Annotated in this window: 11 protein-coding genes; all 11 read right to left on the bottom strand. The window is 32.4% G+C overall.

All coding sequences use genetic code 11. The annotated features are described in order from the left end of the window. Positions 1 to 9: 9 nt before the first annotated feature. Entirely contained in the window at positions 10 to 2,712 is a 2,703-nt protein-coding gene (locus JN168_RS06975; protein ID WP_279525714.1) for a helicase C-terminal domain-containing protein, read from the bottom strand. Positions 2,713 to 2,742: 30 nt separating this feature from the next. Then, positions 2,743 to 3,714: a biotin--[acetyl-CoA-carboxylase] ligase gene (locus JN168_RS06970; protein WP_042738658.1), complete on the bottom strand. Its 972-nt coding sequence runs from the start codon at positions 3,712 to 3,714 to the stop codon at positions 2,743 to 2,745. Next, positions 3,701 to 4,906 (bottom strand): CCA tRNA nucleotidyltransferase, encoded by a 1,206-nt coding sequence (locus JN168_RS06965; protein WP_229367218.1) that lies wholly within the window; start codon positions 4,904 to 4,906, stop codon positions 3,701 to 3,703. Before JN168_RS06965 ends, JN168_RS06970 begins: the two co-directional genes overlap by 14 nt. Then, positions 4,899 to 6,047, bottom strand: a complete 1,149-nt coding sequence (bshA, locus tag JN168_RS06960; RefSeq protein WP_229367219.1) for an N-acetyl-alpha-D-glucosaminyl L-malate synthase BshA — start codon at positions 6,045 to 6,047, stop codon at positions 4,899 to 4,901. Before bshA ends, JN168_RS06965 begins: the two co-directional genes overlap by 8 nt. A 27-nt stretch (positions 6,048 to 6,074) precedes the next feature. Next, positions 6,075 to 6,392 (bottom strand): nucleotide pyrophosphohydrolase, encoded by a 318-nt coding sequence (locus tag JN168_RS06955; RefSeq protein WP_042738655.1) that lies wholly within the window; start codon positions 6,390 to 6,392, stop codon positions 6,075 to 6,077. A 452-nt stretch (positions 6,393 to 6,844) separates the two neighbouring features. After that, the gene (locus JN168_RS06950) at positions 6,845 to 7,540 is read right to left on the bottom strand and encodes a zinc metallopeptidase (RefSeq protein ID WP_042738654.1); all 696 of its coding nucleotides are present in this window, start codon (positions 7,538 to 7,540) and stop codon (positions 6,845 to 6,847) included. Between the two features lie 37 nt (positions 7,541 to 7,577). After that, the gene (locus JN168_RS06945; protein WP_042738653.1) at positions 7,578 to 8,180 is read right to left on the bottom strand and encodes a DUF1405 domain-containing protein; all 603 of its coding nucleotides are present in this window, start codon (positions 8,178 to 8,180) and stop codon (positions 7,578 to 7,580) included. A gap of 4 nt (positions 8,181 to 8,184) precedes the next feature. Beyond that, positions 8,185 to 8,745, bottom strand: a complete 561-nt coding sequence (locus JN168_RS06940) for a YpiB family protein (protein WP_042738652.1) — start codon at positions 8,743 to 8,745, stop codon at positions 8,185 to 8,187. Between the two features lie 18 nt (positions 8,746 to 8,763). Further along, positions 8,764 to 10,011, bottom strand: a complete 1,248-nt coding sequence (locus tag JN168_RS06935; RefSeq protein WP_042738651.1) for a tetratricopeptide repeat protein — start codon at positions 10,009 to 10,011, stop codon at positions 8,764 to 8,766. 5 nt (positions 10,012 to 10,016) lie between these two features. Beyond that, positions 10,017 to 11,315 (bottom strand): 3-phosphoshikimate 1-carboxyvinyltransferase, encoded by a 1,299-nt coding sequence (gene aroA, locus JN168_RS06930; protein ID WP_229367221.1) that lies wholly within the window; start codon positions 11,313 to 11,315, stop codon positions 10,017 to 10,019. Positions 11,316 to 11,326: 11 nt separating this feature from the next. Further along, positions 11,327 to 12,394 carry a 3-dehydroquinate synthase gene (gene aroB, locus JN168_RS06925; protein WP_229367222.1) on the bottom strand — a complete coding sequence of 356 codons (1,068 nt, stop codon included), beginning with the start codon at positions 12,392 to 12,394 and terminating at the stop codon, positions 11,327 to 11,329. Positions 12,395 to 12,408 lie beyond the last annotated feature (14 nt).

Below are 12,408 nucleotides of genomic sequence, written 5' to 3'. Positions count from 1 at the left end.
GTGTTAACTTTATGGTTTGTTATGTTCATCTTTTTTTATTTTTTTCAATAAACTTGAAAATTGTTTTATGTCGCCTTTGTTTTGTTTATAGTTTTCTAATGCTTGCTCAAAAAATTGCTTATAATTACTACGCACGAGTCGATCATCGAATGAAACGATAATACCTTTATCTTGTTCACCACGAATTAATCGACCTAACCCTTGACGAAATCGAGTTACTGCATCTGGTAAAACATAATCTTTAAAGGTCGATGCAAATTCAGTATCCATTAACCAATACTTAGTATTATTTTGATTCATAAATGGCAATTTTGCTATCATTACACATTTAATACCGTTTGATTGAAAATCGAAACCTTCGAAAAAAGTGCCTGTCCCTAGCAAAATGGATTTATCAAAGCTATTAAATTGTTGCACAATTTTATAATTCTGATTTTGTTGTTGCGTGAGAATAACATAATCTTCAAATTCAGGTAACTCATTGAGTAATTCTTGTACCATATGCATCATTTTATAACTCGTAAATAAGATTAAACATTTGGACTCAACGTTAGTTGTATATTCGACAACGTAGTTAACAATAGATGTAACGTAATCATTGATATTTTTATAGTTATAAGATGAAACATCGTTTGGTATAAATACCGTAGTTTGTTTACGATTTGATATAGTAGAATCAATTTCAAAAGTATTGAATTTGGCATCTTTATTAAACCATTGTTTAAAGCTTTCAAACGAATGATTAAAGGTTAATGTACCTGAGATAAATGTAAGTGAATTGAACTTATCCAACACTTGCTTTGTTAATATATCCTTTACTTCATAATCCTTTACATTTAAGCGAATGGTTGATTTTTGATTTAAATTTTTAATTGATAAATAACTTGTATGGTTATTTTTTAAACTATGTTCAATATCTTTGAAGCGGTCATTAATATATAGAATTTGCTTCCGTACAGATTTTATCGTTTTGTGGCTCATACCATTGAAAAACTCAAGTGTCATATTTAATTTATGAATAATGGCATGTAAATCTTGCAAAATTGGAGACACATCAAAGTGATAAACAAAATGCACTTTGTGAATTTCGTCATCGTGTACATCAGTTTGCTTGATCAATTCATACATAGTATTAAAAAGTTGCTCATTTAAATCATGAATTTCATTTATATTTGTTTTTAGTCCAAATACATCAATTGGTGGAATATCAAGTTTTTCTAAGATGCGCTGTTGTTCTAATGTATCAATTGCTTTTAGTAATTTTTCATTTTCTGTTTTACCGATTAGACCTAGTTGATATTTTATATCTGAGTAACTCAGCTCATTTGTGACTTGATTCAAAGCATAATCAGGTAAACGATGTGCTTCATCTATAATACAATCATCGAATAATTGATAAATTGTATTATCATGCGAAGCATTTATTAAGTGCGCATGATTAGTAATACCAATTTGTATATTTTGGGCATTACGCTTTATAAAATTAAAGTAATGAATGTCATTGCGCACCGGTACATAGGTTTCGAGCTTTTGTTCGAAGTACATTTTCTGTCCGCCTTTTAAATCAAGCTCTTGAATATCACCAGTTTCAGTTTCTGTTATCCAAATAAGTAACTGCATTTTCAATATATTTACTTCGTAATTTGTCGATTCGTCTTTAAGTATTTGGCTTATCAATCCTAAAGCAATATAATCACGTTTACTTTTAATTAATGACGCATTTATTTTGAAATTCAATGCCTTTTTTAAAGCAGGGATATCTTTAATAAGTAATTGATTTTGTAATAATTTCGTATTTGTAGAAATCATTACATGTTTACCAGTCTCAATATTATACATTATCGCTGCAAGTAAGTAGGCAATTGACTTTCCGCTTCCTAAAGGGGCTTCGATCATTGCTTTTTCACTATGCATTAATTGTTCTAGGATAATTTCAGCTAGATATAATTGCTGCGGTCTATAAGTGAGGTTTAACTCCTCAGTCACCATTGTATATAAATCTTTTAATGTGCCTTCAAAATTAACTTTAGGTGCTTTAAAGTCCGTTTGCTTCTTATATATAATTTGTTCGAATTGCTCATAATGTTGATCTAATGTCTCTTGGTTATGATTGCGCACCATTTCAAAGATAATGTCATATAAGTCATACTTTAAGTTTTTACTTAAATAATATAGTTGCTTTAAAGTATCGAGTGGTAATGATTCGAACTTTTCAAAGGCAAGTATCATTAATTGTGCCGTTGTTTCTGCATCTTCATCCGCTCTATGTGCATTATCCAATGCAATACCATGCGCTTCTGCTAATTCACTAAGTTGGTAACTCTTATCTGTTGGAAATGCTACTTTAAACAACTCTAATGTATCTAACACTTTTTTAGGACGATATTTTATATTACAAGATTTAAAAGACTTCTTAATGAAATTTAAATCAAAAGCGACATTGTGTGCCACAAATATACAACCATCTAATTGTTTATAGATGTCTTCGGCAATTTCATGAAAATAAGGAGCTTGATTTAGCATTTTGTCTTCAATTGAGGTCAATGCCTGAATAAAAGGAGGAATATCTAAATCAGTTTTAATTAATGAATGATAGGTGCCAATGATTTTATTCTCACGAACGAACGTAATGCCAATTTGTATAATTTCATCATAGTCTAATTGATTACCTGTCGTTTCTAAATCAACGACTGCATAACAAGGTGTATTCATCTGTATTCCTCCTTTCGCTTAATTATGACTTTAAAACTCTATGTCAGCACTGATTAATTTATGTTGTTGATTTTCATTATCTATTACGATTAGCACGCCATCATTATCAATGTCTAGTGCTTTACCTAAAAATTGATTACCATTTTCCGTGAATTTTAATTCCTTATTCCAAATATTAGAAGCATCAATATATTCCTCACGTATTGTAGAAAATGGTTCTGAAATAAATTGGTTATAACGGTATTCTATATGCTTAACTAATGCTTGTAAAAAATAGTAACGATTGATTATATCATTTGAATTTATTCTAATACTAGTGGCCTTTTCAATTAATTCACCAGTGAAATCAGCTTGAGATTGATTCATGTTGATTCCAATACCACAAATGACTGCTTCTATGCCATCACTATTAGCTACCATTTCAGTTAAAAAGCCACAAACCTTTTTACCATCAATATAGATGTCGTTTGGCCATTTGACAGTTACTCTTTTTTCAGAAAATTGTTGAATTGCATCTCTAATACCTAAAGCCATAAACAAATTGAATTTAGTTATAGTATCAAATGGTACATTAGGACGCAAAACAATGGACATCCATAGGCCTTTACCTTTTGATGACGCCCATGGTCGGTTAAAGCGACCTTTTCCTTCTGTTTGCTCATCGCTAAGGATTAAATAGGTATCGCTGTTACCCACAAGCTTTTGTTTGGCTAATATCTGAGTAGATGGTGTCGATTCTATTACTTCAATATGATTAAAAAGATTTTGTGCTTTAATAATTGGTTGTACAATGCCACTATACCATTTTTCTGGGAGTTGTATTAAGCGATGACCTCTATGATTTATGGACTCAATTTCACAGCCTTCTAATTTTAATTGATCAATAATTTTTTTGACAGCCGTACGCGAAATCGCTAATTGTTCGGCAATAAACTGCCCAGAAATATAATCTGGCTGATGTTGATATAAAATTTGTATTACATCTTTACTATATTTTGACATGTGTTTTCACCCATTCTAAAATTTCATTCTTCTGATTGTTTATTTCTCCACGAATAATGGCACATTCGATATCGCGTAATAATGGTTTTAACCATGCGCCACCAGGCTGATTTAAAGTGGTCAATATGTCATTACCATTAATTGCAATCTGTTTTCTTGAAGTTATCGGTAGTTGAGCATAAGTTTCATTAATTGTGTCTCTATTAACAATTAATGGTTGCAGGTCAATAATTTGATTATCGTGTAATAATTCAGAGTGGTTTAATACATTAATAATATCTACTTTGCCGTAATCATAAACAAAATATTTTAAATCATTTTTACTTGAAATATTAGGAATAGTTTGGATCAACTGTTCATATTTTGTTATTGCTTTCTTTTCCTGATTACTTATTTTTAACATTGATAAAGAAGCCTCTACCATAGGTTGTTGAACTTTCAAAGCAGCAATTAGTAAAGTGAAATCGACAGGTAGGTTGACTTGGAATTTTGTAAAATCAAATTGATTAAAGTAAGTTATATAGTTGAATGCATTTAAGGATTTTAAATTATTATAACTTTGAGTGATATACTTTCCAGTAAATAATTTTTTTAATTCAACAATTATTCGCTCAATTGAAAGATGCTCAATACTAGCAATGTGTGATTTCATTCCTAAATAAGTTGATTCTTCCAGCATAAATCCAAGTTGTGCTTGAAATCTGAGTCCTCTAATAATACGCAATGCATCTTCGTTAAATCTTTCGGCAGCATCACCTACTGTACGAATGATTTTATTTTCAATGTCCTGTTGTCCATTAAAGTAATCAAGTATACGATAGTGCGTATCCATGGCGATTGCATTCATCGTAAAATCACGTCGCTTTACATCTTCATATAAATCTCGGACGAAATAGACTGCATTAGGTCGACGATGGTCATCGTATTCCCCTTCAGCTCTAAATGTTGTGATTTCATATTGTTCATGTTTATAAACTACATTAATAGTGCCATGTTCCCTACCAATTGGAATTGTTTTGTCAAAAATTGCTTCAATTTCATCTGGTGTTGCACTGGTTGTGATATCAATGTCATGAATTTCTTTATGCATTAAATAATCTCGAACAGAGCCACCGACGAAATATGCTTGATAATCATGTGTGATCAAGTTGTTTAATATAGGTTGAGCTGCTTCAAAAATAGATTTATTCATTGTTTCCCTCTAACATTTTTCTATAATAATACTCATATTGATCTGCAATTAAATCTGATGCAAAACGTTGTTCTACATCTGCTAACATTTTCGTTTGCATTTCTTTATATAAATTGTCATCAAGTAGTAGTTTTTTAGCATATTTACTAGCTGAGTCACTATCTCCAACATCAACTAAATAACCTGTTGATTCATGTTTAATGACTTCCTTTATGCCTCCTGCTGTAGAACCAATTGGCACCACACCAGATTTCATAGCTTCCAGTAATGTAAGTCCAAAACTTTCCTTTTCACTCAGTAATAAAACTAAATCAGCTATCTGATAAAATTCACTCACCCAGTCTTGTTTACCAAGGAATAATACATGTTCCTCAACAGCTAAGTCTTTGGCTTTTTGCTTCATGTCCATTAATTCTGGGCCATCACCCAATAATAATAACTTAGAAGGTATTTCTTGTTGTACCTTTGCAAATGTTTCAATAATTGTATCGATACGCTTGACTGCTCTAAAGTTAGACACATGGATGAATACCTTTTCGTTATCTTTTATACCATAACATGCTTTTAAGTGCTTACTTTTTTCTGATAGTTCATCAGATTTAGTTGGAAATTCATTTTCACGAACAAAATTATAAATCGGAACGATATCTTTATCAGTTTCAATAATATCCTGTGTTTGTTGTGCTAATGATTCACTGACACTTGTTACAATATCACTTTCTTCAATACCAAATTTTATGGCATTTTTTAATGAATGATCGTAACCCAATACTGTAATATCTGTCCCATGTAATGTCGTCATAATTTTAATATTTTTATGCGACATATGTTTCGCCAATATACCGCATACGGCATGAGGTACTGCATAATGCATATGTAATAAGTCTAAATCGTATTCTTTGATAACTTCTGCAATTTTTGTACTTAGCGTTATATCATAAGGAGGATACTGAAAGACGGGGTATTGGTTGACTTCTACTTGATGGAACGTGATGTTAGGTAAAGGCTTGCGTATTCTAAATGGAATATTTGATGTTATAAAATGAATTTCATGACCACGTTCCGCTAATTTAATACCTAATTCTGTAGCAATAATGCCTGATCCACCCATAGATGGATAACATGTTATACCTATTTTCATAGTGTGCTACACCCCACAATCTCTATATTATTTACGTTCAAATCTATCTTTATCTCGTGTATTAAATTTTGTCATCGTTTCATCGAAGCTTTCTGACATATCGATGTCTAAAGAGTTAGCAATACAGAGTAAGACAAATAAATTGTCGCCTAGTTCTGCTTTAATTGTATTTTCAGCTTCTGAATCTTTTTTCTTTTTTTCGCCATAATAATGATTAATTTCTCTAGCTAACTCCCCTACTTCTTCTGTTAAGCGTGCAAGATTTGCTAATGGTGAAAAATATCCTGTTTTGAATTGGCCAATATATTCATCAACCTCATTTTGCATCTCATTCATTGTTTTCATCAAAGGATCCCTCTCAATCTTACGTTTTCTAATATAGTATAGCTTAAAATGATGATTCATGCATTATTCCTGCAATCTAGACATTTTCTGTAGCATATTTATAGCGTGTATGAGAATGATTTTATCAGTTAATAATGTTAAATAATCGTTTATGTTTGTTTAGTAAGAACTGGTCATGAAAAGATTGGAGCTGGTACATCATTCAGCGAATATTCACCACTAAATGCGTGGATATTCAAGGACTAATCATTTAAAGTACAATAGTTTGTATGATTAGGATCTATTTACTGAAATTCGCACACAAGTTAGTTTTCCACTGGCATAGTTTCCTTAGCCATATCAACAGGGTATTTCGAAAATATGATGTCTTAACATAAAAAAAGAGCTAATCCATAACGGAATAGCTCTTTTATTTTGAGAATGGGCATTTAAGCTCCAAACTCGACTATTTATTATTCACTTGAACGTGCGATTAGAATGAAACGTGCAAGTTCTGCTAACGCTACTGCAGTTGAAGCTACATAAGTCATAGCTGCCGCTGATAATACTTTCTTAGCGTGTTTATATTCTTTTTCATTTACAATATCTAAACTCTGTATTTGTTTCATAGCTCGACTACTCGCATTGAATTCAACCGGTAGTGTTACGATAGAGAAGAGCACTGCAAATGACATAAACGCAATTCCAATCCATAACGCTGTGGAACCTAAAGTACTGTGTAAAGTAGTTAAAATAATACCAGCAAAAACTGCTAAATATCCAATTGAACTACCAATATTTGCCAAAGGTACCAGTGATGTTCTGAATTTCAAGAAGAAATAGCCTTGTGCATGTTGTATTGCATGACCAACTTCGTGTGCTGCAATCGCAGTTCCCGCTACCGAAGGACGGCTAAAGTTTGCAGGTGATAATACTACAACTTTCTTTCTAGGATCGTAATGATCAGTTAAGAAACCATTCCCTTCGACGACATCTACATCATAAATGCCATTCGCATGTAGTATTTCTAATGCAACTTCTTGTCCGGTCTTGCCACTTGTTGATCTAACTTGTGAATATTTCTCATAATTCGATTTAACTTTGTGCTGTGCCCATAGAGGGAGTACCATTAAGATAACAAAGTAAACTATCATATAGATAAAAGACAAAAATCCTCACTCCTTTAGTTATATTTTACTGTGAACGTTAAGGAAGGTCAAATAATTTAGTCTTTTTAAATCGGGTTAAATATAAATAAAGTACGAGTGGAATTACACTTAATGTAAATGCTAAGTAGGCCACGCCTTCAATATGTCTAGCAATAAAGTCATAAAAAGGATACTGCATAAAGACATAATCAATTATATCGTTATTAAATACCCAAATCATACTGATTAAGAAGCCAAGTAGTGTTACTTTCATTCTCGGATAAAATAGTAAGGCTTGGATTGCCATAATGCCATGAGAGAGTATCAACATACATCCAATTACAGTTACATGATCATACTGTATAAACATAATCACATTCATGATTACTGCCCAAACGCCATACTTTATTAATGTTGTAAAAGCGAGCGCTTCTACGATAGGTAATTGCTTACCTAGCATAAAGCCTATAATCGCAATACATAGAAACAACGAAGCGGTTGGACTATCAGGCACAAACGGTTTGAATTGCCAACTCGTTGCTTGTAATTGTGTACCATACCAAATATAACCATATATTGTGCCTAAGACATTACAGATTAATAAAAAAGAAAGTATTATTTTATTGTAGATACATAGCTGCCAAATTGTTGTTATGTTCATAGATTTATTCCCTCAAACCTGAATTAACATTTCTTGATTTAAAAGTATTTAATATTTGTGATAATTGATAGAACAATGGTCGATCATGCAATTGCAAACTCAAATCTATATTGGATTGTAAATGCTGAATAATTGAGCGTTCACTTTTTTTGGTTAGAGGTATGCTATAGATATCTTGCATATATAATGCATAATATGGTGAATTGAGTAGTTGATTAAGCAACAGCTCGTCTAAACGAGGTTCTCTAACATCCTCTTCCTCAAAATGTAATTTGACATCGAATGCAAATTTCGACTTCACGACATAATTAAATATTTCGTCATTATTAATCAATTGTTTGTCACTCAGTATCAAACGAATCGCAATTTTATTCGCATTAACTACCGACATCTCTAATGTATTATGTGTAGGTATAATTTCATCTACAAAATGTATGTTTTGCAAAACATCTGGTGCTGATTTTAAATAATTCAGCACCCATACGCTGATACGTGACTTAAAACGATATTGAAATAATATATATTCTATAAAAGATGATTTCATCTGTTGCAATGTGTCAGCCAAACAGTTCACCTTCCTCGACTAGTAAGATGTTAATCTTTCGGCCTCATCATGCCATGTTTCATTACTCGGCTCTAACTCTAATAATTGATTTAATATTGATTTAGCCTGTTCTACTTTACCAATTTCAATTAAATAGTAGTAATAATCACTTAAGAATGCCGATTGACTTTGTAATGTTGGATATGCTAATTCAAAGAAATGTTGAGCCTCTTTATCACGTTCTTCCTGCCCAAGCGCAAATGCGAGATGCCACATAAATACTGGATCTAAATCCTCTTCATCCACATATTGTAAAAGTCCAATTAAACTTTCGTAATCTTCTTCTGAACGGTACAAATCACTAAGAATTAACAATGGTTCTTGATAAGCATTGTCTACTTCCAATGCTTGAATCAATAATTGAACGCCTTCATTTGCATCACCGTGTTCAATTTGAATGCTACCAGTTGACACCATTAACTCTTTATAGAATTGACTTAGTCTCAATCCCTCTTTACCAATTTCAATTGCGTCAGCATGATTATGTTCATTTTCATATAATTGCTGTAAATAGAAATAACCTTGTAAAAAGTCTGGGTCTTTTGATAGTAAAGTTGTTACAAGTTTAATGGCTTCTTGTGTTAAGTCATTCTTTTCATAGGCGATTGCTTTTTTCAAATAATCTTCAGAATTCATTTCATCTTCGTTCATTTCGTCAAACATTTTTATGGCATCGCTATAATTACCACTTTGTAAACTACAATCTGCCAATCGTGCGAATAAATTAATCGTATTCACTTCATATTCGCCAGTCTCTAATACTGTTTCATATTCCGATGCAGCTCTTAGATATTGGCCATCAAAATATAATAACTCAGCTAAAGCAAAATGAATAATTGGATCATTTGGTTCAAGCTCAATTGCTTCTACTAATTTGTCAATTGCTACTTCAATCATATTTAATTGTTGATACAGATCTGCTTCTAGCATTAGCCTTTCAGTAGATAATTCTACTTCGTTAAGATATTCTAAAGCTTCGTCAGTTTGATTTTCTGACATTAATCCTTCAATAAAATAAATTAAAAGTTCACTTTCATCTGGATACTTGTGATATAAAGTTCTAAAAACTTCTAATCCTTGAGGCATTAGTCCATAATTATATAACGTTTCTCCCAGTACAAATAAGGCGTCATCATTCGGTGAACTCAATGCCTCATTTACACGAGTGTCTAAGTTATCTAATTTTTGTAAGTTGATATCATCTATTAGTTTATAGATGTCTTCCATACTTTTTATCCCTCATTTTCTAATTGTTTTAACTTGTCCATAAACCCTGGGAAAGATACATTGACTGCATCAAATTGGTTAATCGTTAATGACTCTGAAGTTAAAAGGGAAGCGATAGCTAACATCATACCGATTCTATGGTCTGTATAACTATCTACCGTGGCAGTTTGCTCTAATGCTGATGGATGAATAATCATTCCATCGTTTGTTGGTTGCAATGTAAAACCTAATAAATTGAGCATGTTTGCTGTAGTGTCAATACGGTTAGTTTCTTTCACTTTTAATTCTTCTGCATCTTTAATGATACTCGTTCCATTCGCTTGTGTACATAAAAGTGCAATGATTGGTATTTCATCAATTGCTCTAGGTACCAAGTCCCCTTCTATATGTATTGGTTTCATATTGGGAGAATATTGCACGCGTATAGAAGCAGTAGGTTCAGCACCATTTGTTTGATTAAATAATGTAATGTTCCCTTCCATTTGAGTCACGATATCTATAATACCTGAACGGGTCGAGTTTATGCCAACATTATGAATTGTAATATCGCTATCAGGAGTGATTAACCCAGCAACAATAAAGTAAGCTGCAGATGATATATCACCTGGTACATTAAAGTCTGCTGCTTGAATATGCTCTATACCTTTAGGTGGTATTTCGATATAGCCGTCTTTTGTTTGAACAGGAATATTAAAGTGCTCGAACATTGTTTCACTATGATTTCTTGTAGTACCTAATTCTTTAATAGTTGTCTGTTCATCTGCGAATAAACTTGCAAACAAAATTGCACTTTTGACTTGGGCACTGGCAACTTCCATTTCGTAATTGATTCCTTTAATTTGTGCAGGTTTGATGATTAATGGAGTGTAGTTATTATCAATAGCAGTTATGTTGGCATCCATAGCAGTTAATGGCTTGAGAATTCTATCCATAGGTCTTTTGCCTATAGATTCATCACCGGATAGCACACTTTCAATTCCTAAACCACATAATAGTCCAGCAACTAATCTTGTTGTCGTTCCTGAATTTCCTGTATATAACACTTGGTGCGGTGTTTTAAAATGTTTATAGCCTGGTGAATCGATTTCGATTTTATTATCGGATACAAAGATATCAACGCCTAGTTTTTTGAAAATTTCAACTGTACGTAAACAATCTTCTCCGAGCAAAGGTTTGTTAATTGTTGATTTGCCAGTAGCTAATGAAGCTAACATTATCGCTCTATGTGTCATTGATTTATCGCCTGGGACCTCTATTTCACCAGTTAAAGGTCCATTAATTGCTATTGTCTCATTGTTTGTCATCTGTGGCCCTCCTACTTTTTAAAGTGCGCAACTAATAATTCGAAAGACTGAAGCAGTATTGATTTATCTACATGCTTTACGATTGGATTGCCAATACCGTCCAACAGAACCATTTGTACACCTTGTTGATTATTTTTTTTATCTTTTAACATCAATGCGTATAGTGCATCAAATTCAAATTGACTTATAATGTCTAAAGGATAGTTTAAGTCTTGTAAATATTGAATATAATGTTCGATATCAAAATCTTGATTTAGAACTTGATTACTAACAATAAATTGATAAATGATTCCTATCATCACTGCATGTCCATGAGGTATTTTAAAGGTATATTCAACAGCATGACCAAATGTATGACCTAAATTTAAATATTTTCGTACATTTGATTCCTTTTCATCCTGTAAAATAATATTCAGTTTAGTTTCAATTCCTTTATAAAGGTAGTATTCAATTTCATCTAATGCCTTAAGTTCAGTGGCATCACTATATTGCTGTTCGATTTCGCGCACTGCAGCCTCATTGTTTAATAAGGCATGTTTATAAACTTCCGCATAGCCGCTTAGCACTTCTGAAAATGGTAATGTTGTTAAGAAATTCAGATCATAGATAACAGCTTTCGGTCTATAAAATGCACCAATAAGATTTTTGCCATGTTGTGAATTAATACCAACCTTTCCACCAACACTAGAATCATGAGCTAGAATAGTCGTTGGAACTTGAATGAAATCTACACCACGTAAAAGTGTTGCTGCTAAAAAGCCAGTAAAATCGCCAGTAGCACCACCACCTATAGCGATTAAACATGTATCACGAGTTAATTGTCTGCTCAGTAATGCCTCAATTGTCTCTGCATAGAAGGTTAATGACTTAGTTGACTCTCCTGAAGGTATTATCACTTTATGTGCATCATATTCAGAAGTTAAAAAGGCTAATGCAGAAGACCATGTATTATTTACTGTGGCATCAACAACTAAGACGATATCTTTATAGCCTTGTATAAATTGATGTAATTGTTCTAATGCGTTATGTTCTACAATGATTGGATAGTTGTTAGAATTATAAGTCGTTTCTAATATCATGATTTCACCTAATT

Origin of the sequence: Staphylococcus gallinarum (assembly GCF_029774255.1) — a bacterium.
Lineage (GTDB): Bacteria > Bacillota > Bacilli > Staphylococcales > Staphylococcaceae > Staphylococcus > Staphylococcus gallinarum.
Note: the sequence above shows the minus strand (reverse complement) of the source record. Positions and strands in the feature narration are given on the sequence as shown.

Bases quoted from the DNA above. Each gene is read 5' to 3' on its own strand.
- JN168_RS06945 (WP_042738653.1), bottom strand. From the start codon at position 8,180: ATGAACATAACAACAATTTGGCAGCTATGTATCTACAATAAAATAATA.
- aroB (WP_229367222.1), bottom strand. From the start codon at position 12,394: ATGATATTAGAAACGACTTATAATTCTAACAACTATCCAATCATTGTA.
- JN168_RS06970 (WP_042738658.1), bottom strand. From the start codon at position 3,714: ATGTCAAAATATAGTAAAGATGTAATACAAATTTTATATCAACATCAG.
- JN168_RS06965 (WP_229367218.1), bottom strand. From the start codon at position 4,906: ATGAATAAATCTATTTTTGAAGCAGCTCAACCTATATTAAACAACTTG.
- JN168_RS06935 (WP_042738651.1), bottom strand. From the start codon at position 10,011: ATGGAAGACATCTATAAACTAATAGATGATATCAACTTACAAAAATTA.
- JN168_RS06955 (WP_042738655.1), bottom strand. From the start codon at position 6,392: ATGAAAACAATGAATGAGATGCAAAATGAGGTTGATGAATATATTGGC.
- JN168_RS06975 (WP_279525714.1), bottom strand. From the start codon at position 2,712: ATGAATACACCTTGTTATGCAGTCGTTGATTTAGAAACGACAGGTAAT.
- aroA (WP_229367221.1), bottom strand. From the start codon at position 11,315: ATGACAAACAATGAGACAATAGCAATTAATGGACCTTTAACTGGTGAA.
- bshA (WP_229367219.1), bottom strand. From the start codon at position 6,047: ATGAAAATAGGTATAACATGTTATCCATCTATGGGTGGATCAGGCATT.